The following is a 19,831-nucleotide window of genomic DNA, read 5'->3' on the forward strand; positions in this document are numbered from 1 at the left end:
ATGGATATCACGGATACGAAGTCGCGTTTCAATGTGTCACTCTCATCACTACAGAGTTTTCCCGAGACCGATAGCAGTACGGGTCTTCCATCTTCTCGAAACTAATTCACTCGGATACTCACAATAAGTATATGGGTAGGGAGGACGAACCCCTCGATGGGCACACTGTGGCAGATAGGTCCCAACCACGCTGACGCCGTGTGCCTATCCCTCCCCTACCGGGAGGGCCCCGAGAGCAGATACACCACTAGTTCAATGGCTCCTACTGACTCGGATCGGTCATGGTCGACGGCGGTCGATCACCTCGAAGCGCTCGGTTTGAGCACGTACGCCGCTCAGACGTTCGTCGCCCTCCAGAGCCTTGGCGAGGGGACCGCCAGAGAGGTCAGTGATATCGCGTCGGTTCCCCGAACCCGCGTCTACGACGCCGCCGAGGAACTCCAGTCGTGGGGACTCGTCGACGTCCAGCAATCGACGCCCAAACGGTTTTGGGCGGTTTCCTCGGAAACGACGGGCCGGCGGTTCGAATCCGAGGTGTCCTATCGGGTCGACGAATTAGTGAGTGCGCTCAACTCGCTTGGCGGGGTCACACGTTCAGAGGAACAACAGGGCGTCTGGACCGTCAGCAACCAGCAATCGATCTCGGATCGCGTCATCGACTTCATCGAGAACGCCGAGGACGAACTCGTCTACATGACCGTCGGGGCGTTGCTCACGGATGCGCTCGTGGAGGCCCTTCGGGACGCCAGCGAGCGTGGCGTCACGATCAGACTGGGAGCGATGTCCCCGGAGGTCGAAGACGAACTCGCGGACGAGATCCCGGAGGCCGAGTTCTTCGAGACGCTCTGGGTCTGGTCGGACACGCCCGCCGGACGCTTGTTCATGGCCGACGAAACCAAGACGTTGGTCAGCGTGCTCGTCCCGGACTCTCGTGACGGTGCAGACGGAACCAGCGGGCCGCCCGAGGAAATCGAGGAGACCGCGATCTGGGGGTCGGGAGCGACCAACAGTCTGGTCGTGGTCCTGAAAGCGATGTTCACCTGGCAACTCAACGGTAATCGCGACTGAGATACTCGATTCACTCGGATCCTCCCACAAGAGACATGTACCGAGATTACATACGCTTGGAAACCACTCAAGGGGACGCAGTCCCTCGAATCAACGCAGACCAAGCGCGGAGTCACGGCGGGAATCTTACCTATGTCACCTGATGAATCACGTCCGGATTCAGGAGCATCGGACTCATCATCACCCGGGGCGTCAGACGCCGATGAGGGATCACTTCGGTCCGACTGGACCGGATGGGAACAGCCGGGACTCGCGATCGTCGAAACCGTTGCGAAGGCAACGGCCCGCGACCCTGACCGACTGCCACCGCTGCACGACTCGATCGATGTCGAGGCCCTCACCAATCTGCTCGAGTCCGGAACCCCTGCTTCGCGGGCATCCCTCCGGCTGTCGTTCGACTATGATGGGACGACGGTCATCGTCAAAGGGAATGGGGACGTCATCGTTCCGCTCGGCCAAGAGTCGGATGAGTAGTCCTCAGGTATCGATACACGCCCGTCAACGGGAGGACCGCGAGGCGATCACTCGAGTTCGGTCTCGATGAAGGCGAGGAGCTTCTCGAGGCGCGGCGTCGGGTGGTATCGAACCGTCTCACTACGGGGGTCGTACTCGACGATTCCGACGTCGTCGAGTTTGGGGAGATGAGCGTGGTGTAACTCGAGTCGCAGTTGGTCGTGGGCTGACGGTCCCTGTCTGTGGGAAGGTGGTTGTGGTGAAGTTTTCGCCGGTGTCTCCGTGTGGGGGAGACGGTTGACGAGTTCGTCGAGGTGAACGACGTCGTCGTCGGTCGTTCGCAGGTGGTTAAGGACCGTCCGTCGGCGCTGGTCGGTAACCACCTCTAACACGATCTGGATCGAGTCGGTGTGGTGGTCGAGAGTCATTGGCAGCTCCACCCTGTTCGATTGGGCACCGAGCACGAGCGAACACGGCTGAAATCGACTCAACGTGGGGACGGATACCACTGCCGATGACCCGGATCCTCACACCCCTGACCGGGGATCACACTCGAGTGATGATTACTGAGCAGTCGAAATGGAGGAGTGTATCCAAAATCAACCCCGCCTACTGCTGGGTTGCATAAGTACAGTCCCAAAGTGCTTTGGGCCGATTTAGAAGATGAGAATCTCGACCTTTCTAAACATCGATTATTAGATATTTTGTTGAGTGGTGCAGGTGTGATAATTACTGAGAAAGTATCATGAGCTTGCAAATGCAAACTTCGAAGGCGGAGTGTCGCGAGTAGAGTGTATGACTGGAACCATCGCGGAGGTGAAAGTTAACCTCACGCACTTCGCTCTCGAGCATACACTGACCACCGTTGATGACTTGAAGTGTGAAGTCGAGCGAATCGTCGCCACGGATCCGGAGACGCTCATGCCGTTTCTCTGGGTCGAAGCACCATCATCAGTTCTCGACGACCTCGAAGAGGTGTTTGCAACCGACGAGACGATCGACCAGGTTGAGTGCATCGCGGAGCTCGATGAAGAGCGGTTGTACCGAATGGAATGGATCGACAAAATCACCCTTCTCGTTCAGATCCTCGTCGAAGAAGATGGAACGGTCCTGTCAGCCTCGGGGACGGGTGAGGGATGGTATCTTCGCTTGCTCTTCCCGACCCGTGAAGCGCTGGCTCGAACCCACGATTATTGTCGTGCGAACGGAATCGACTGTGAGATCCTGACTGTTTATAACATCGATGAAGGGCGGCAGGGCCGGTTCGGTCTTACGGACGCCCAACAGAGTACGATGACCACTGCCTTCGAACTCGGCTACTACGAGATTCCGCGCACTATTGATGCAGAAGAACTGGCGACCGAATTCGATATCTCCCATCAGGCGCTCTCCGAACGTCTCCGCCGCGGACACAAAGCCCTCGTGAAAAACACACTCATGATCGGGCCTCGAGAGTCGACACAATAACCGGGAGGCCGCGATTGCAACTACGAGACGAAGTGATACTCTCTCGTCTGTACGTAACGACGGCTGGTCTGATCAGCGTGATCCAACCGACACGTTACATTGAGGTGTGAACGGACCACTCCTCACTCCGTCACGTCATCTAATGCGAACGAGCCGTGGTTAATTTCCCCTGTTTGGGAATATCGGAGCATTTGGACTCCTGTGCTCGAGGTCTCGGCATTCGTCAATTCGAGAGCGGCTGGAATCGTTCCGTCCCCGAACAACTGCTTCCCATTCCCCAGGACCAGGGGGAAAATCCAGAGCCAAAACTCGTCAACGAGGTCGTGTGCGAGCAACGTCTGGATCAGATCATGGCTCCCCTGGGTCATGATTACGCCCTCACGCTCTTTCTTGAGATCCTCGACAGCCTTCGCGATGTCGCCCGAAAGGAGCATTGAGTTGTTCCACTCCACCTCTTCAAGGGTTCTGGAAGCGACATACTTGGGCATGCTGTTCAGTTTCGTCGCCACGGGATCGTCGTCCTCGACGTTAGGCCAGTGGTCGGCGAAGATCTCGTATGTTTTCCGGCCGAGCAGCAGCGCGTCGGCCTCCACGAACTGGTCATCCATGATTTCACCCATCTGCTCATCCCAGTAGTTGACTGACCACCCGCCCTGGTCGAAACCGGCGTCGCGGTCCTCATCAGGACCGCCCGGTGCCTGCATCACTCCATCGAGCGTAAGAAACGTTCCAACGACGAGTTGTCCGGTCGTTTCATCCGTATGAGTCTCGGTCATTCCCCCATTTACGTGAAAACAGGCGATATAGCTATCTTCCCGTCAGATAAATTACGACAGTTCCGTTACCTGCTTCCCTTGTGCGTAGCGCAAGAATCAGCTGATGGCCTTCGTGAAAATAGGCCTTGTGAGTTGAGCCCTGAGGTTTTATCTCATCGTTACCTTGGGCTGCGAACCAAACGAAAACCCCAATCCCACAGTCTGGTGTGCGTAGTTAGTCGTCGGATAGTTATGGATAGGCCGCTTCCCGGAGATGTTCGCCGGGGTCAGCAAAGTAACCGGAAAGCCCTACAGTCACCATGATCCGGATTTCACGCAGTGGTGTGACGACTTCGATATAGAGCGCTACTGCCGAAGTTTCTCACGCCAGTCCTAAGCACTTCGGCGTGAAGAGTCGCTATGGAACTCATCGTTCAGTGCGGCAGTGATAGCGTCCCTATCCTCCAGTAGGAAGGTAACGAAAGGTACGAGGTAGCGCAATGGAACAAGGGCGAGCTCGAAGATCCCAATGTTGAGGGAGCCGGCGACACGGCAGTCACACTTGCGAAGAACAACCCCGAGCAACTGTTTGGCCGGCTCTACGGCAGCGTTGATGCTTGGGAAGCCCAGCGCGAGAACAGAAAGTGGTAACGCGGCGCTGTATTCCCTTACTGCTTCTCACGAGCCAGGTCTGAAGCCAGCTTCTGGAACGGATTTGTTTTCAGGAAAGCCACTGTATCGGCCTTGGTTGGCATAACACCCTCATCGGTGACGCTGTAGTCCACGTCCCCTGCTGCCTTCAACAGGCGGAGCGTCTGTGTATTCGCACCCTCAACCGCATAGAAGTCATCAGCGAAGTCAGCAGCCTCCTGCTTGAATTGCTCCAGAAGTAGTGTACCGATTCCCGCTCGCCGGAATGAAGGGAGTGTGAATATCTGCCTGAGGACTGCGACCTTCCCGGACCGCGTATCCTTGGCTGGTTCGGCGGTCCACGTCAGGTATCCCACGGCCGTTCGGTCGTGATACGCGAGGAATGCGTTTGCGTGCTCTGGCTTGTAGAGGCTGAACGTCGTGTCCTCGTTCTTCGCCTCTACATTCAGCAGTTGCACTGCGGCCTTCTGTTCCGGAGTTTCGACGACAGTGACCTGTCGGTCCCGCCCGACACCATCAACCCCCTCAATCCATGCGGCACTCAAGAGGTCGTTTGGGTCCTTGTACACGCCATTATCGTCCATCGCTGCGACAAGGTAGTCACAGTCTTGGTTCGAGCAGTTGAGAACTGAGACATCTCCTACGTGCCCAAGGTGCTCGTAGAACGGTGGCGTCTCTTCACCACAGGCACCGCACGTGAACACGGGCAGTCGCTTTTCCTCCAATGGGAGGTCGCGTCCAAGCGGCTCGTCACAGGCTATACAGGCGTTCATCTCTCCATATATCATCGCCGTATTCGACCGCTCTCCACAGTTGGGGCAGACAATCAGCTCCACGGTCTCGACCGACTTTGAGCCCGTAGTCAGCTTCTGACACCCGCCTGTTGCTGGCATGATAGACGTTAACCGACACGATAAATTAACGTTGCCCACTTTCGCTGACCTAAGATACACCAATGGGTCCGCCAGTCGGTGAGAGTAGTATGAGTGCCCATCTCGAGGAGTCTGTCGAGGTGACGATGCTTGACGGCGGGGATGGTGAATAGAGACGGACTGTACGGATAAGTCGTTCCGTTGCACTGAACGATAGGTGAGTCGTCTGTATGTGACGTGAGGATCAGCCGCTAAGTCGTGAAAATAGTCCAAAGAGTTGGGCATAATGAGATTTAGCTCAATCCCACTGTGTATTTCCGAAGCTAGACACAGTAGACCCAGAGTTTAGTCTGAGTAAGCTCAACCCATCTAAGTTATTTTTCACGAGAGAGGGATCTGATTCACATTTCTAACCTGATAATTAGAAACAAGGGTGAGAGGAGGCGACTATACCGCTACCTTGTGCAACACCTTTATTGGGAATGCGGGCAATTGTTGCACAAGGTCAATGGCACCACCGACGCCACCTTCGACACTCCCTGATTATATCGCCGATGGGCTTCCCAAACAAGACGATGAGACGCTTCGCGACACCTGCGACTACATCGATCAGTTGCTTGCCGATCGTGAGCGGCGCCGAGAGGAGCCCGTCACTGAAGACGACCTCCCCGATGACGTCGATGTCGTCGAGGAGGGCTCGAGCGGCACGGTCTATCACGAGTATCGAACTTGTGGCGACGACACCTGTAAGTGCATGAGTGGTGGCCCGAAACACGGCCCGTACGCATATCGAGCGTATCGCGATGGTGACACCGTTCGCAGGGAATATCTCGGCAAAGCTCCGAACACCAATACAACTGACTAACGAATGCCCATCAACACGGACCACCCCTGGCTCCCCGCCGAGACCGACGAAACCTTCGATCCACTCGACCACGCCGACGTTACACCCGATTCAGATACCCCGATACTCATCACACCTCGCGGAGGCGCCCGTGAGGTTGGCCGAAGCTGCTATCAAGTCGACACCGAGTACGCTACGTATCTCGTCGATTGCGGTCTGAATCAGGGCACAGGTAACCAATTCCCTGATGACCGTGGTCTCGGCCCTGAAGTCATCGACGCCGTCTTTCTCACTCACGCCCATATCGATCACTGCGGCGGTCTCCCCGTGTTCGAAGCCCGCGGTCTCCTCGACGATGACGCCCCCATCGTCGCGACGCCCCCGACCATCGACCTCGCAACACTCCTCCTGCGTGACTCGCTGAAAATCCACCAACACGAAACGACGCATCGTGATCGGCAATTCACCGAGCGCGATGTCACTGCCGTCATCGACCGGTTCGAACCTGTCTCCTACGGCGGAGGGCTTGTCGCTGGCGTCGCCGACGTCCCTGAACAAGAGCCGCTCGTCTTTCGATTCGGGAACGCCGCCCACCTGCTAGGGTCGGCCTGGCTCACGCTCCAAACGACCGGCCAAAAGGTCGTCTTCTCTGGAGACCTCGGTGGTCGTGCGGGACACCTGCCTTCGATTGAGACGCCACCACAGGCCGATCTGCTCCTCTGTGAGTCGACCTACGGCGGAACCCACAGTCATACGTCGATCAACGATGCGCAGACAACCCTCTTCGAAGCGATCGAACAATCCGTCCGAGAGGGCTCTCCGGTATTGATCCCGACGTTCGCCGTCGGTCGCGCACAGCTCCTCCAACTCGTGATCGGTGACCGACTGCACGAATTCCCTGATGAGTTGCAACAGAAGATGCGCCTCGTCGTCGACGGGATGGCCCAAGAGGCGACCGAGATCTATCACGAATACGTCCAAGACGAGACGGTTATGGACGACGCGATGGTGAACCGAGTCGTCGAAACCGGGTATGAAACACCGTTCCAGCCTGATATCGCCGAGTTCCCAAAGTCAGATACCGACCGACGAGCACTGCTCGAGGATGCTGGCGGAACCGGCACCGTCCCAATCGTTATCGCGCCCTCGGGGATGCTGAGCGGAGGGAACTCACCTCGCTATCTCACCGAGTTTGCGGCTCGATACGACCGTGCAACACTCCTCTTGACTGGATACCAGGCCTCTGGAACCCTCGGCCGAACCCTCCAAAATCAGGTCAAGGCCGACGACGACGAACTCACGTATACGACTGAGGCAACGCCCTTTGGAACTGATTGGCCCACCTCGGAGACCGTCCAGTGGACGACGATCGACACCGACGACGGTCCCGACCGGGTGACTCGAGCAACGATCCCGTCCGACTGGCTCCAAACTGTCCATGGGTTTAGCGGACACGCCGCTCAGGACGGCCTTCTCGAATACGCCCGGCAGGTGAGTCCGGAAGCGATCGCACTCATCCACGGTCCCGAGTACGCCCAAGCACAACTCGCCGAGCACGTCACTCGGAACGTCGAGAGTGCGTCCCAGGTGACGCGATCACGACTCCTCACGCCGATTCCACTCTCACGAGAGGGTACAGACGAACTCGCAACGCCGGTGCTGACCCCGGAGCAGGTCGAGGGTACCTCGAGTGACGTTCGTGAGCAGGTTCGTCAGCTCCGCGAACAAGTGGCTGCATTGAGTGAGGAGCTCGCCACCGCCCGGAACGAATCCACGCTGTCGGAGGCAGACGTTCGAGCCATCGTTCACGATGAACAAGGCGAGCAGTCTGAGTAATACACGAACACGATCACCTGCCGGGTTGAGCGCCCGCCAATGCCCGAAACAACGCTGTCAACGCGGGCATTGTACGTGACACTCCCACCGGGACTCGAACGGTTGATGCAGACGATGTCCGGGTCGTTCGAGGGCAGACTCCACGCCGCCCAGCACGCTCTCGTCGCCACGTTTCCGCTTGTCATTCTCTGTGACCGGCGTGATGTCGGGAGCGTCTCGACGACGGACCATCCACAGGCAGAGACGAGTGCGCTGTTCATCTACGATAGCTACCGCGGTGGTGTCGGACTGGCCAGGAACGGATACGACCACATCGAGGGCCTTTCAACACACGTGGGAACTGCTCGCCGATTTCGGGTGTTCGGACGGCTGTCCGGCCTGTATCCAGTCTCCCCACTGTGGCCGGGCAAACGAACCGCTCGACAAGCGCCTCGCGGCAACGCTCACGATGGCACTGGCCGATCCAAGCCGGCAGGCCGACGATGCGACACCGAAATCTCGTTAGGCCACCGTTGCGAACGACGGGGTATGAACGTCGACGAGAAGACGATCCGGGATCGGAGCACGGACGCAGTGTTCGAGCGCGGGCAAAACTACCGCGATGAAGGGAGGATTCAACGCCTCGATCGGTTCGATGATCTCGTTACCGCGGCTGTCCGCGGATCGAACCTCTACGACGTGACTGTCGAGTTCGGTGGCCGGAGCCTCGACACGCAGTGTACCTGCCCGTACGACGGTGGTGGCGACTGCAAGCACGTCGTCGCGGTGTTGCTGGACATCGCTGCGAACCCGCCACAGGACGAAAGTGAGGCCATCGAGACGGTTCTCGAAGACGTGTCTGCAGACGACCTGCGTGGATTCGTCCGTGACGCACTCGCTGAACACGCAGAGTTGCGCGAACAGTTTCTCGCACGCTTTGGTGACGACCACAAATCAGTCGAGGAATACCGAGAGGAGATCGCGCAACTGTTCGAGCAGCACGCCGACCCTGGCGTGTACGACGCTATCGACTTCTCCCGGTTTTTCGAGATTGCCAAGCAGTACCGTAACCGCGACCGGTATCTAGCGGCTGCGACCGTCTATCGGGCCGTGTTCGAGGAAGTCGACGAAAAATACAATTGGGTCGACGGGGCGTATGACCACTACGCACGGACCATCCAGACCGCGATCGAAGGCTACGCCGACTGTATCCTTGCAACCGACCCAACTCCCGAGGAGTTCGACACGTACGCGGGCGTGCTGGAAGCGCGGGCAACGTCGGAGCCGCCGATTAACAGCGATCAGTTCTGGCGCGAACTCGATAACTTGGAGGAGCGATACAATGAGTGAATCGACAGAGCGATTTGTGATCGAGATTGGGAGTGGAACAGTGGCACACATCATCGATATGGATGCGGGTGCGTTGGAGGACGACAATCGCTTCTCGCTTGGCTGGCGGATCCGAGACGGACCGCGAGCGCGAACGCGAGTTGGAGGACGACAATCGCTTCTCGCTTGGCCCTAGCGCTCCCGGTAAGAAGATGTGTAGTAGAAGCAGCCGGCATCCGCGACACCGACGAGTCCCGTTTTCGGAATTCGTCACCCAGAACGAAATCGACAAAGAGGGGCTCGAGGGCGACGCACCGGGCGAAATCTGCTCGTATTGCTGGTCGAATACACGCGACGCACTGGCGGACGAACAGGAACGAGCTGACGACGACGTATCCGAGCGGATCGGAACCATCGGGTATCGGCTCCGCTGGAAGCAGAAAGGTCGTGCGCGAGACGAGTGATACGATATCGTCGTGGGACCCGAGACGACGATGGCAGAACTGGACAGACTCGTGTGTCGGTTCACCACGCTCGACGATTTCCACCTCCGGATGTACGGCCTCGAAGGCGAGCATCTGGATTCCAGCATCAACGTGCTTCCCGACCACCAGTACGAGCAAGCAGATGACCGATCGGACACGAAAGCCAGCGAGATGACGGTTGGAGAGGTCGCCGAGCGTGGCGCACTCTGGGAAGGCGACAGACTCAGTCTGGTTTACGACTTCGGCACGCCATCGCACTACTACTGTATCGTCAAGGAGGTGTACGAGCCTGACGAACTTGATGGGGTTCTCGACGATATCGACGTGATCGCATCGACCGAGACGGCCGCGATTGTCAGGGAGAAACGACCACAATGACCGGGGAAACAGACGAAGAGCGAAACAAACGCATTCGGAGAGAGATACTCACCGACGCCTACACCGCAGATGAGCAGGCGATCAGCTGGTGCTATTACCTCGAACGCGAGATGACCGTTCCATTTCAGGCGCGATGTATCGAGGAACGAACAATCTCACCGCTGCGAGAGGGCGAAGAAGCGCGTGTCGTCGGAATGACGGATGAGGTCGTCAGCAGCAGGGAGATGTTCGTCCTCGTGGAGTGGATGGACCGGGAATTCGGTGTGCCACTATCACAGCTTGAGGTGCTCGACGTGGATCAGAATACACGGGACGCAGTCGACGACTGGCACTACTGGAACGGCGACGGTGGGCGACTGGGCTGAATATGCGAGTAGCGCCACGTTTTCAGGGACCAGCACGGTAGTCGTCGACAACACATGGACTACCCGACCCGCGAAGAAATTCGGTCGTTCTGTACCGAACAGTCCTTCGAGCGGGGTGTGAACTACTACCACCAGGAGCGTGTTCAGGAACTCGACATCGACGGCGGGGAGGTCAGGGCCACCGTTCGTGGCTCGAACTACTACGAGGTGGCTGTCGACATTGCGGACGATACTGTTCGCACCCGCTGTAGTTGTCCGTACGACTACGCGGGTGACTGCAAACACATCGTTGCGGTTCTGCTGGCCGTCGAGGACCGCGATACCGACACGGACAGTGCGACTGACGCCAGTCCAGATAGCGCTCTGTCGGAGACGGTAGACATCGAAGCAGTGGTCGAGGACATGGCAGCCGACGAGCTTCGATCCTTCCTGCTGGAGATTATCGAGGACGACCGCGACATCCGCGACCGCCTCGTCGCGTTCGCGGGTGAAGACACGGGCAAAACCGTCTACGACTACAAACAGGAGATCGGCCAACTATTCGACAGTGCTGCCGGCCGCGGTGGGCTGATCGACTACGACACGCACGTCGATTTCTCGCAATATTACGACCTCGCCGAGACACACCGCGAGCGTGGTAACGTCGAGACGGCGACGGACATCTACCGGGCGATTACCGAAGCGATTCGTGAGAACCTGAACCGGATCGACGACAGCGGCGGGTATCACGGTCGGGAGATTGAACGAGCCATCGACTCGTATGTCGAGACAGTCGCGGAAAATCTCGACAGCCACGAACAGAAGCGACCGTACATCGAGTACCTCTGCGAAGGGTTCGTCGAGGCCGATCACGGCTTCGCCAGCGATTATTACGACGACGCACTGCGAACACTCTGTACGACGACCGACGACCTTGAATACTGGCTGGACGCACTGGACGAGCGTGTCTCTAACATCAGTCTCGATGCAGTAGCTGGGGGCGAACTGACATCCGCTGGGGCTGGCGGCCGACAAGACGCATCCGCCAGCGATGACCCTGTCGAAGTATCGGCAGACGAACAATCGACGGAAGAACCCACGGAACACCACCGTGAGCGAACGGACGACGTTCTCTATACTTCTGATTTCACCGACGGCCCGCTCACCCCCGACGACTTCACTGGTGGGACGCTCGATATCCAACACCTAGCAGTCGGGACCCTAAAACTGGAGTACTTCGTCGGCGATGCCTTCGAGAAACTGCGTGTCGACGACCCGACGACTGTCGAGACACACACCGCAGATGTCGACCCGAGCGAGTCGACTGCTGGAGAGACAGAAATATCCTCATCACTTCGCGTACGGAGTCTCATCTCGACGTACATCTATATCCTCAGGGAACTCGGCGAGGAAGCGGCGCTGCCGTCACTGTACGAGGAGGTCTATCTCGAAACCACCCGCCTCTGTAAACAGTACGCCGAGCGGTTGATCGAGGAGGGGAACGAAGACCGTGCAATCGAGGTGCTCGAAGATGGAATCGAGACATTCCGGTCGACGACTGACCTTCGCTGGCTCGCTGCCGACCTCTACCGCGAGCGTGACACAGAAGCGTACCGTCGCACGCTGAAACAGTTGTTTCTCGATCATACCGAGTGGGCAGCCTACGACGATCTGAAAGACATCTGTGACGACCAAGAGTGGCAGTCACTCTACGAGGAGTTCGAGCGACAGTTCGCGGACAACCGGCAGAAACTCATCGCCATGTACGTCCACGAAGGCGACCTCGAAAACGGGTTTGCGGAACTGAAAGACAGCGAAAATCTCTCGTTGGTTCGCCAGTATCGTGATCCAGTCGCAACTTTCGCTCCGGTCGAGTACTTCGAGTTCTACCGCGAACTGGTCGTCCCGTTCGCCGCTGGTGAGACCGGGCGGCGTCACTACCGAACGGTCGCTGACCACCTCGAAGAGATGCAGCAACTCGTCCCCGAAGAGCGATTCGATGAGTTTCTCGACTTCCTGAAAGACAAGCACTCGAACCGCCCGGCGTTTCTCGACGAACTGGCAAAGGCCGGGTTTTGAGCGATTCGTACTGTACGCCGAACGTTTACCCGTGATACCAGACCCAGGCCTGATCGATGACCGAGTGGCGAGATGGGCCCGATTCCGACGACTTGCGGACACCTCGTAGTCACGCACTGTCACCTGGCACGATATCGGTCGGAGTGAACAGTGACACGTCGTCACGTTCCGCAGCCACCTGTTGGAGACCATCGGAAAACCCGGAGCGACAGAAACAGCAGTACTGCTCGGTCCGGTCACTTTCGTTGGGTGGCGTCCACTGGACCGCGGATGCCGCCCGTTCGAGGTCGGCCAGGTCGCCCTCGGTCATCTTCCTGCTGGTGTACTTGCACTCGCCTGCGACGAGTGTACCGTCGCTCCCGAGACCGACAACATCGAGTTCGTGTTGCTTGTGCCACCAGTAACCGACTCCCTGGTACGTCTTCGGAATTAACGAGGGTAGTACGTTCTGACAGACTCGCTCGAACATCGTTCCCATATAATCGGTGAAGGTCGGTTCGACCAGCTGATCGTAGGCGTCGTCGCTAAGCTGGACGAGTTGGCCCTGTTGGCCATAGACATACCGGAACCAGAACCGGAAGAGTGGTTCCTTCAGCCGGTAGCGGCTCTTTCGTGTCGAGTTGGGATCTGCTGTCACCGGAATGTCGCGTTCGACAAGGCGGAGCCGCCGGAGCTTCGAGAGATACGAACCCAGTGCATTTGAGTCAACACCGGCGAAGCCAGCAATCTCGTTGGCAGCCCGCTTGCCGGTCGCAATCGCCCGAAGAATCGTGTAGTAGGTCTGTGGCTCTCGAATCCCGAACTCCGTCCGCAACAGGAATTCAGGTTCGTTGTGGAGGACACCATGTTCCGAGAGGATCTGCGACTGGATGTTTGCGGCCAGTGAACGAGACGAGTCGAGTGCCTGGAGATAGTACGGCGTGCCACCAAACACACTCCAGGCCTGGATAACGTCGTCCGGGTCGTCACTGGGATAGAACCGTTGTGCGTCTGCAAGCTCGAGCGGTGGCAGGTCGACCGTCGCCGTCCGGCGACCGTACAGCGGACTGCCGCCGCTGAGGACCTTGTCCTCCATGATACTAATCGATGACCCGACGAGTACCAGCGTCGCGGCCGTCTCTTCGAGATGTGTGTCCCAGACCCGCTGCACCTTCGAGGGGAGCGCCTCGTCGGACTCGATGAGATATGGGAACTCGTCGAGAACGACGATCGCGTCTTCTCGCCCCAGCGCTCGAAAGATCGCTTCCCAGTCGCGCTGGATGTCCTCCAGAATGGGAACCGTTTCACTGGCGGTGTCGACAAAGTTCGTGAGTTGTGCCTCGGGCGTCTCCTCAGTCGCCTGCCAGTAGATCGCGTTCTCTCGCTCTCGGACTGCCTCACGCACGAGCGCACTCTTGCCGAGCCGTCGTCGACCGTAGACAACGATCAACTCGGCTGACTCGCTCTCGAACCTCGCGTCCAACAATTCCAGTTCGTTCTCACGGTCGACAAAACGCGGGTGAGTCATACATTCGATTCGCTCGCAACAGTTATTATGCTTCTGGTTATCTAAATCACGATTTTACTAACTACGATTTTATTATTTCCCAGGGGGCAACCTGAACGGTCACTGGTGTTTGGCTCACCTGAACGTGATTGGTACAAATTTCACTACACGAATGGTCGAGTGCCCAGATCGGAATCGTCTCGACATCTTTTTCGATGCGCATTTGGATGACACACCGGCTGATGTCTTATCAGTCGATCACATCAGTGACCGCCCGACTTCATCCGGTACGTGCTGAACCGGCCTGATCCGTGCCTGGACAGTCTCGAAGAATCGATGAAGCCGATGAATAGCTCTGGGCAGTCGCTGTCGGCGGCGAATCACCGCCGACGCGACAGTGTTTCCACTCACGAGGGGTACCCTCTCCCGAGGACACTTTACCGGACGCTCTTGTGTAGACTGGCGGAATGGCATGTTGACGATGAACAATCTACAGGAGAGATGGTCTGTATGACGGGAATCCAAGCGAATTAGGAGCCAATCAGTCTCTCGTTTCTCTGGTTCCGCTGTACTACGGAAGAGCGACTATAGTTGCAGTCCGACACGGCGCCGCTCAAAAACCTGAGTGTAATATTCGACTGTCCACTACTATGGGTGAGTTACCCACACCCAGACTGATTTTAATACAATTGCCACGATAGTCCAGGTTGACGTCCGATATACCCCTCAAACTGGGAGAGTTCAACACGATGATCATCACTCGCCTCACCCCGCGGCGTGCTCGTTCTCGCTTAGCCGCGGGTCCCATGTTCGGCGAGTGCCTACAAGATCAGCGTGCGAAGAGCCCGGGCGCAAACCGCCGGATGCACGTCGACTTCAAATACGAAGGTTCGACGCAATCCGGCAACGGCCGGACACTCTCACCCGCATAACTCGGCCCCCATACGGACTACCCGTCAGGGATCGGGGAACACGGGATTGCCGCCTGCCTGTGCCCAGTACTCGCTCAGTACACAGCCTGATGCGCGTGTGGGGTGCCAGGCTCGCGGCTGATTGGTTTCCGTTCGTTCCGAAACAGGGGCGAGCGGACTCCGTCCGCGCTGAGCGCACGGAAGTCGTTAGCCAACAGCCCCGCAGCGATAGCTGCGCCTACGTAGAGCCCCGGAGTCTCCGCTGGCGAGGGACGCCGGACTTTGAATCCGGAGGTCGCCGGTTCGATTCCGGCCGGGGCGACTACGGTGCCGACGTGGTGTAACTCGGCGAGCATACGGCCCTGTCGCGGTCGTGATCCGGGTTCGAATCCCGGCGTCGGCGTGGATGCGTGGCGTGGCCACGTGGGGATACCCATCGAGGTAGGCAGCCCGTTGGTGCGATCAACTGGATCGTTCCTACGATGCTGGGCCCAGCAGGGTCTGCAACCTACATGAGCCGGTGTGGTATTCCCGGGAGCACCCGAAGTACGCCCCCGCGATGAGACGTGCAACCACGACTACTCGGTCGCGGTTGCACAGTTGGAAACAGTCGTACAGATAGTGAATCAGCTGCCGAACGCTCGGCAGTCCAGTGAGCCGATGGTCCAGCGGACGACGATCTGTGCCTTGGGCGCACAGGACCGGGGTTCGAATCCTCGTCGGCTCACTGTGCCGCGACTGGGTATTGGGGAACCCAGCGGCCTGCTATGCCGTGGCCGTCTACTATCGGTCTCCCGGTTCGAATCCGGGTCGCGGCGTCATGACAACGAATGTCTGCCCCGCCTGCGAGGAGGAAGCGTTCCGTCACGTCCCGCTCGGTGAAACAACGTCTATCGACACGATTGGAAGCGTGGAAATCTGCGTCACCGAGGACGGCGCATACTTCCACGGAACGAGGTGACTGCCATCCATCCCTGCCGTGACTGGGTGCTGATGAGCACATTCGCCTCGATAGTGAGGGTCAGAAGCTGAGTAATGCGCGTCTTCCGGTGTCTCGGTGAGAAACGCGAGGCGGGCTTGTCGGAGCAAGTTCTGACGGAGATGGTGAGACATGCGGATAGGCGACCGCGCTCGGTTTGAAACCGAGAGCCGCGAGGCTTCGGAGTTCGACTCTCCGTCTCACCGTTGGCGGGGTTTCCTTAGCTTGGTCAAGGAACTGCGTTGGAACCGCAGCGTCCGCAAGGACACGAGTGTTCAAATCGCTCTCCCGCCGCTGCGTGCCGAAGTGATTCGCAGAGTCGCCGGCGATTCTCGAATTGCGCCGCCATGCCAGAGAGGTCGACCGGACACGGTCGAGACCCGTGTGGTTCGTCCTTCCGAGGTTCGAATCCTGGTGGCGGCATCCGGCCATCGTGCCGGTAGATAATTCCCGCTTCAACGTTACGTCGCCGTACTCAAGTGGCCAACAGAAAGCGGTTCAGAACCGCTGGCGTAGGTCCTTCCGAGGTTCGAATCCTCGCGGCGACATTTTCTCCCCGTGGTCTAGCGGCTACGATGCCTCCCTGTAGAGGAGGAGACGCACGTTCGAGTCGTGCCGGGGAGACTGCGGGACGGTGGAAGAGCCTGGCATTCACACACTCTCGCCGAGTTTTCACCGGAGACCCGGTGCGACGGTGAGAGTTCCTTCATCTCACTTGTAACGAGAACACGCAGGTTCGAATCCTGCCCGTCCCACTGGCCGATGACCCTTTCCAGACGAGGCCAACCCGCTCCAGTGGAGTAGCGGCCAAACTCACGGCCCTCTCACGGCCGAACCCCCGGTTCGAATCCGGGCTGGAGCATTCTCCAACAGTCCGAGACCTCTCACTGCCAGCTGACTAGACTGAGGGACGGACAGCTGTGGAGAAATGAGAGATGCCCATGAGTGAGTTCCGGATTGTGGTGCTGCGGGATAGGATAATGGCAGTCCGTGGGGCTCATATCCCCGAGGTCCAGGTTCGACTCCTGGTCCCGCAATGGAGGACAACAATGGGACTATTCGATACAGTCGAACTCTACGACGACGTCCACCTACCGGAGTACCCCGAAGGGATTACTCCTGCCGAGGACGTCGACTGGCAGACGAAAGGCATCGGTCGACCCACCATGACCACATTTCGGATTACGGCGGATGGTCATCTCTTCGAAGAGGAGTGGCACACCGAACCGGTTCCGCCGGAAGATCGACCATACGCGAGCCATGACGACGTCGACGAGGACGATTTTCGCTACATGGCCGGCAGTCTGAATCGAGTCCACGACGGCTGGATCGAACGAGACGACTACCACGGCCGTTTCGAGCTCACACACTCCTTCGAGAATCTCGATACACTCGTCACGTATCAAGTGACGTTCACGCACGGGCAACTCGAGGGTTTCGAACGCCGGCGATAATCCGTGCGTGTCCGCCGTAACTCGGTGCTTGATTTCTTCCCTACAGCGCTCCCGGAGTCTCCGTTGGAGAGAGACGCCACCCTTTCAAGGTGGAGGTCAGGGGTTCGATTCCCCTCGGGAGCACTCGGGGGGCTGGCCCTGACAGCGTTTTCCCGTGTCTGACATAGCGGGCAGCCACGGATCCGTGACGCTGTCACGGTCGGCTTTCCCCAAGCGTGTGGTCGTCGAGGTGGTGCGTTTCTTCGCCCGCAAAGCACACCAACGGGAGTCATAGCCCGTCGCGCCACCGGTTGTCCGACCGCACGTGGCGACCGTCGAGTCGGAGCGTTGCTTCGCCAGGAACTCGCAGGTTCAAATCCTGTCGGTGGCGTAGTCCATCGAGAACATCCCGGACAAAGAGAGTACGATGGTACTCTCGACACCGGTCCCGCTCCGACGGTTTTCCGGTCGCCGTGTCACCAGTGGCCGTCGATCTGGAGCGATACGTCGATGGCACGCTACGGGTTCGAATCCCGTCTTTCGCTCCAGAAATTGTCCGGCCACTCGTGTTCCCGTAGCTCAGCCAGGACAGAGCACCGGCCTTCGAAGCCGGGATGTCGCACGTTCGAATCGTGCCGGGAACGTCCAGCCAAGCGATGCGAGGCTGGTTCGGGAAGTTTCTCTCCCGATACTCGCTGGTCACAGAGCGTGTGAGCAGCGCTGGTATTGGAGTCGCCTGTTGTGGCTCCGGGTGATAGTATGGAATTCAACACGCCGAAGCAAACGGTCGCGGAGACAACGCGGACTACCAACTACGAAGGTGGGGAAGCGTTCGAGCCTGCCGACCCTCGACTCGCATTGTACAAGCGCACGATCAATCAGCTGCTGGAAGGATCGTTCTACGAGTCCGATGACGAACAGCTGGCGGCTGTCGTCCACCAATTCGATGACGCCGCAAACGAAGATCCAGAGTTCGTCCTGAAGCTCGCAGCCTATGCGCGCCAGGAGCTCTACTTGCGGGACATCCCACAAGCGCTGCTCGTGCTGGCAGCCAACGACAACCGGTTCAAGGACGACTCCCCGGAGTCGCTCATCCGCGAATGGGCGCCGGCGATCATCCAGCGAATGGACGAGACAGCCACCGCGCTCGCGGTCCACGATCAGCTGTTCGGCGGGACTGCGCCGTGGCCGCTTCGACGCGGGATCGAGGACGCGCTGGTGGAGATGGCCGACGCCTACACGCTGGGCAAGTACGACCTGTCGCGGCGCGAGGTGACGCTGCACGACGTCTTCAACCGCGTCCACCCCACGCCCGTCGACGCCGAGCAGGAAGCGCTCTTCGAGCGGTTCATGCGTGGCGGCCTCGACGACTATCCCGACGTCGACCCGTTGCCGGCGCCCAACACCTGGGAGACGGTTATCTCCGAGCGCGGCAACACCCAAGCCGCCTGGGAACTGCTCATCGAGGATGACGAGTACACGCTGCCCATCTTCGCGTCGATCCGGAACCTCCGGAACATGCTCGAAACCGGCGTTCCGGAGGACACCGTCGTGGATTACCTCGACCTAGAGGCCGTCCGACACGCGCCGCTGTACCCGTTCCGGTACTACCAGGCCTACACCGCGCTGCAAGACGCGGATGTCCAGGCACCGACGGTCGAGCAGTGGCTCGAAGACGCAATTGATGTCGCGGTCGAGACGGTGCCTGGCGGATTCGGCGATACCTTTGTCGCGGTCGACCTGTCGGGATCGATGGATCAGCGGCTGTCCGCGAACAGCACGCTCCGACTGAAGGAGATCGGTGCGTTGTTCGGTGCGATCCTGGCCAACCAGGGTGCCGACGTCGGCGGGTTCGGCGACGACTTCCAGACAGTTCCGATGCACGTCGACACGCCAGTACTGCAGCGCCAATCGGCGGTGTTGGCGATCGACGAGGACGTCGGGAACTCGACGAACGGCTGGAAGGCGATCAAGCACCTCCACGACCGAGGGGGTGCTGTTGAACGTATCGTCGTCTTCACCGATATGCAGATCTGGGACAACACGCCGTTTACAGCCCGCGATTCCCAGACGGTCAAGGACGCGTTCGATACGTATCGGGACGAGGTGTCTGCGGACACCTCGCTGTATCTCGTCGATCTCGCGGCCTACGGCGACCTGGTGACGCCAGAAGGCTACAAGAACGTCTACAACATCTCGGGGTGGTCGGAAAAAACTCTCTCATTTATAAATCAAGTTGAGAAACCAAATCAAATCATCGAACAAATAGAAGAGAGGAATAGATAGCAGTGATACTCGCAATTTATTATTTTTCAATTGTGATATCATATATGACTACGGCTGAAAATACCTGTCCCACGTGTGGGAAGAGTGGTTTTTCGAGCTACCAATACGTTCGTATCCATCATTCCAAGGTCCATAATGAGCGGATCCCAGAGACAATGCATTGTGAGGTTTGTGGGATGAATTTGAAATACTCCCC

The 19,831-nt window shown here is 58.4% G+C and carries 16 protein-coding genes, 13 tRNA genes and 2 pseudogenes; 27 read left to right on the forward strand and 4 right to left on the reverse strand.

What is annotated here, in order from left to right; all coding sequences use genetic code 11:
• The first annotated feature begins 255 nt into the window (after positions 1–255).
• Both DVH23_RS21325 and DVH23_RS25360 read left to right on the forward strand, forming a co-directional pair.
• Positions 256–1,068 carry a TrmB family transcriptional regulator gene (locus DVH23_RS21325; protein ID WP_114579389.1) on the forward strand — a complete coding sequence of 271 codons (813 nt, stop codon included), beginning with the start codon at positions 256–258 and terminating at the stop codon, positions 1,066–1,068.
• Positions 1,069–1,200: 132 nt separating this feature from the next.
• Positions 1,201–1,542 (forward strand): HalOD1 output domain-containing protein, encoded by a 342-nt coding sequence (locus DVH23_RS25360; RefSeq protein ID WP_157972559.1) that lies wholly within the window; start codon positions 1,201–1,203, stop codon positions 1,540–1,542.
• A gap of 47 nt (positions 1,543–1,589) precedes the next feature.
• Here DVH23_RS25360 and DVH23_RS21330 read toward each other — a convergent pair whose 3' ends face one another.
• Complete coding sequence (locus DVH23_RS21330; RefSeq protein WP_114579390.1) at positions 1,590–1,949, reverse strand: hypothetical protein; 360 nt, start codon at positions 1,947–1,949, stop codon at positions 1,590–1,592.
• Positions 1,950–2,316: 367 nt separating this feature from the next.
• Here DVH23_RS21330 and DVH23_RS21335 point away from each other — a divergent pair, with 367 nt between their 5' ends.
• Complete coding sequence (locus DVH23_RS21335) at positions 2,317–2,988, forward strand: helix-turn-helix domain-containing protein (protein WP_114579391.1); 672 nt, start codon at positions 2,317–2,319, stop codon at positions 2,986–2,988.
• A gap of 122 nt (positions 2,989–3,110) precedes the next feature.
• Here DVH23_RS21335 and DVH23_RS21340 read toward each other — a convergent pair whose 3' ends face one another.
• Both DVH23_RS21340 and DVH23_RS21345 read right to left on the reverse strand, forming a co-directional pair.
• Positions 3,111–3,764, reverse strand: a complete 654-nt coding sequence (locus DVH23_RS21340; RefSeq protein ID WP_114579392.1) for a dihydrofolate reductase family protein — start codon at positions 3,762–3,764, stop codon at positions 3,111–3,113.
• A gap of 647 nt (positions 3,765–4,411) precedes the next feature.
• Positions 4,412–5,287 carry a GNAT family N-acetyltransferase gene (locus tag DVH23_RS21345; RefSeq protein ID WP_198668047.1) on the reverse strand — a complete coding sequence of 292 codons (876 nt, stop codon included), beginning with the start codon at positions 5,285–5,287 and terminating at the stop codon, positions 4,412–4,414.
• A 487-nt stretch (positions 5,288–5,774) separates the two neighbouring features.
• Between DVH23_RS21345 and DVH23_RS25365 the strand changes: the two genes are divergently transcribed.
• The 8 genes and pseudogenes from DVH23_RS25365 (at position 5,775) to DVH23_RS21380 (ending at position 12,540) form a co-directional block, all read left to right on the forward strand.
• Positions 5,775–6,131, forward strand: coding sequence for a DUF6788 family protein (locus tag DVH23_RS25365; protein ID WP_114579394.1), 357 nt, complete (start codon positions 5,775–5,777; stop codon positions 6,129–6,131).
• Between the two features lie 3 nt (positions 6,132–6,134).
• Positions 6,135–6,821, forward strand: a pseudogene (locus tag DVH23_RS24810) (MBL fold metallo-hydrolase); the annotation flags it as partial.
• A 114-nt stretch (positions 6,822–6,935) separates the two neighbouring features.
• Positions 6,936–7,946 carry an MBL fold metallo-hydrolase RNA specificity domain-containing protein gene (locus DVH23_RS24815; RefSeq protein ID WP_232833880.1) on the forward strand — a complete coding sequence of 337 codons (1,011 nt, stop codon included), beginning with the start codon at positions 6,936–6,938 and terminating at the stop codon, positions 7,944–7,946.
• A 114-nt stretch (positions 7,947–8,060) separates the two neighbouring features.
• Positions 8,061–8,213: pseudogene (locus DVH23_RS25370) on the forward strand (Zn-binding domain-containing protein); the annotation flags it as partial.
• Positions 8,214–8,474: 261 nt separating this feature from the next.
• Positions 8,475–9,275 carry an SWIM zinc finger domain-containing protein gene (locus DVH23_RS24820; RefSeq protein WP_114579395.1) on the forward strand — a complete coding sequence of 267 codons (801 nt, stop codon included), beginning with the start codon at positions 8,475–8,477 and terminating at the stop codon, positions 9,273–9,275.
• A gap of 455 nt (positions 9,276–9,730) precedes the next feature.
• On the forward strand, positions 9,731–10,117 hold the full coding sequence (locus tag DVH23_RS24440) for a hypothetical protein (RefSeq protein ID WP_198668049.1): 387 nt from the start codon (positions 9,731–9,733) through the stop codon (positions 10,115–10,117).
• The gene (locus DVH23_RS21375) at positions 10,114–10,482 is read left to right on the forward strand and encodes a calcium-binding protein (RefSeq protein WP_114579396.1); all 369 of its coding nucleotides are present in this window, start codon (positions 10,114–10,116) and stop codon (positions 10,480–10,482) included. Before DVH23_RS24440 ends, DVH23_RS21375 begins: the two co-directional genes overlap by 4 nt.
• A 54-nt stretch (positions 10,483–10,536) precedes the next feature.
• Entirely contained in the window at positions 10,537–12,540 is a 2,004-nt protein-coding gene (locus DVH23_RS21380; protein ID WP_114579397.1) for an SWIM zinc finger domain-containing protein, read from the forward strand.
• 109 nt (positions 12,541–12,649) lie between these two features.
• On the opposite strand, the gene DVH23_RS21385 is transcribed toward DVH23_RS21380, so the two are convergent.
• The gene (locus tag DVH23_RS21385) at positions 12,650–14,047 is read right to left on the reverse strand and encodes an ATP-binding protein (protein WP_114579398.1); all 1,398 of its coding nucleotides are present in this window, start codon (positions 14,045–14,047) and stop codon (positions 12,650–12,652) included.
• Between the two features lie 1,136 nt (positions 14,048–15,183).
• Here DVH23_RS21385 and DVH23_RS21390 point away from each other — a divergent pair.
• The 16 genes from DVH23_RS21390 to DVH23_RS21455 all read left to right on the forward strand — a co-directional run bounded on the left by DVH23_RS21390 (position 15,184) and on the right by DVH23_RS21455 (position 19,635).
• Positions 15,184–15,259, forward strand: a tRNA-Gln gene (locus tag DVH23_RS21390).
• A 7-nt stretch (positions 15,260–15,266) separates the two neighbouring features.
• Positions 15,267–15,340: transfer RNA gene (locus tag DVH23_RS21395), tRNA-Asp, on the forward strand.
• Positions 15,341–15,591: 251 nt separating this feature from the next.
• Positions 15,592–15,664: transfer RNA gene (locus DVH23_RS21400), tRNA-Pro, on the forward strand.
• Positions 15,665–15,668: 4 nt separating this feature from the next.
• Positions 15,669–15,755 (forward strand) — tRNA-Ser (locus DVH23_RS23935).
• Positions 15,756–15,757: 2 nt separating this feature from the next.
• A complete protein-coding gene (locus tag DVH23_RS23940; protein ID WP_157969412.1) occupies positions 15,758–15,898 on the forward strand; it encodes a hypothetical protein in 141 nt (46 codons plus the stop codon).
• Between the two features lie 226 nt (positions 15,899–16,124).
• Positions 16,125–16,210: transfer RNA gene (locus tag DVH23_RS21405), tRNA-Ser, on the forward strand.
• A 47-nt stretch (positions 16,211–16,257) separates the two neighbouring features.
• Positions 16,258–16,339, forward strand: a tRNA-Leu gene (locus tag DVH23_RS21410).
• A 42-nt stretch (positions 16,340–16,381) separates the two neighbouring features.
• Positions 16,382–16,464 (forward strand) — tRNA-Leu (locus tag DVH23_RS21415).
• 4 nt (positions 16,465–16,468) lie between these two features.
• A tRNA-Tyr gene (locus DVH23_RS21420) sits at positions 16,469–16,540 on the forward strand.
• 4 nt (positions 16,541–16,544) lie between these two features.
• A tRNA-Thr gene (locus DVH23_RS23945) sits at positions 16,545–16,671 on the forward strand.
• Positions 16,672–16,705: 34 nt separating this feature from the next.
• Positions 16,706–16,778, forward strand: a tRNA-Glu gene (locus DVH23_RS21430).
• A gap of 104 nt (positions 16,779–16,882) precedes the next feature.
• A tRNA-Met gene (locus DVH23_RS21435) sits at positions 16,883–16,953 on the forward strand.
• A gap of 12 nt (positions 16,954–16,965) precedes the next feature.
• On the forward strand, positions 16,966–17,370 hold the full coding sequence (locus tag DVH23_RS21440) for a hypothetical protein (RefSeq protein WP_114579399.1): 405 nt from the start codon (positions 16,966–16,968) through the stop codon (positions 17,368–17,370).
• A 47-nt stretch (positions 17,371–17,417) separates the two neighbouring features.
• Positions 17,418–17,493, forward strand: a tRNA-Glu gene (locus DVH23_RS21445).
• 424 nt (positions 17,494–17,917) lie between these two features.
• Positions 17,918–17,993, forward strand: a tRNA-Arg gene (locus tag DVH23_RS21450).
• 115 nt (positions 17,994–18,108) lie between these two features.
• A complete protein-coding gene (locus tag DVH23_RS21455) occupies positions 18,109–19,635 on the forward strand; it encodes a TROVE domain-containing protein (protein WP_114579400.1) in 1,527 nt (508 codons plus the stop codon).
• The last annotated feature ends 196 nt before the right edge of the window (positions 19,636–19,831 follow it).

This window comes from Saliphagus sp. LR7 (genome assembly GCF_003344565.1).
In the GTDB taxonomy this organism is placed as follows: Archaea; Halobacteriota; Halobacteria; order Halobacteriales; family Natrialbaceae; genus Saliphagus; species Saliphagus infecundisoli.

Coding starts and splice junctions, on each gene's coding strand:
- DVH23_RS21325 (WP_114579389.1), top strand. CDS start 256: ATGGCTCCTACTGACTCGGATCGGTCATGGTCGACGGCGGTCGATCAC.
- DVH23_RS25360 (WP_157972559.1), top strand. CDS start 1,201: ATGTCACCTGATGAATCACGTCCGGATTCAGGAGCATCGGACTCATCA.
- DVH23_RS21330 (WP_114579390.1), bottom strand. CDS start 1,949: ATGACTCTCGACCACCACACCGACTCGATCCAGATCGTGTTAGAGGTG.
- DVH23_RS21335 (WP_114579391.1), top strand. CDS start 2,317: ATGACTGGAACCATCGCGGAGGTGAAAGTTAACCTCACGCACTTCGCT.
- DVH23_RS21340 (WP_114579392.1), bottom strand. CDS start 3,764: ATGACCGAGACTCATACGGATGAAACGACCGGACAACTCGTCGTTGGA.
- DVH23_RS21345 (WP_198668047.1), bottom strand. CDS start 5,287: ATGCCAGCAACAGGCGGGTGTCAGAAGCTGACTACGGGCTCAAAGTCG.
- DVH23_RS25365 (WP_114579394.1), top strand. CDS start 5,775: ATGGCACCACCGACGCCACCTTCGACACTCCCTGATTATATCGCCGAT.
- DVH23_RS24820 (WP_114579395.1), top strand. CDS start 8,475: ATGAACGTCGACGAGAAGACGATCCGGGATCGGAGCACGGACGCAGTG.
- DVH23_RS21375 (WP_114579396.1), top strand. CDS start 10,114: ATGACCGGGGAAACAGACGAAGAGCGAAACAAACGCATTCGGAGAGAG.
- DVH23_RS21380 (WP_114579397.1), top strand. CDS start 10,537: ATGGACTACCCGACCCGCGAAGAAATTCGGTCGTTCTGTACCGAACAG.
- DVH23_RS21385 (WP_114579398.1), bottom strand. CDS start 14,047: ATGACTCACCCGCGTTTTGTCGACCGTGAGAACGAACTGGAATTGTTG.
- DVH23_RS23940 (WP_157969412.1), top strand. CDS start 15,758: ATGACAACGAATGTCTGCCCCGCCTGCGAGGAGGAAGCGTTCCGTCAC.
- DVH23_RS21440 (WP_114579399.1), top strand. CDS start 16,966: ATGGGACTATTCGATACAGTCGAACTCTACGACGACGTCCACCTACCG.
- DVH23_RS21455 (WP_114579400.1), top strand. CDS start 18,109: ATGGAATTCAACACGCCGAAGCAAACGGTCGCGGAGACAACGCGGACT.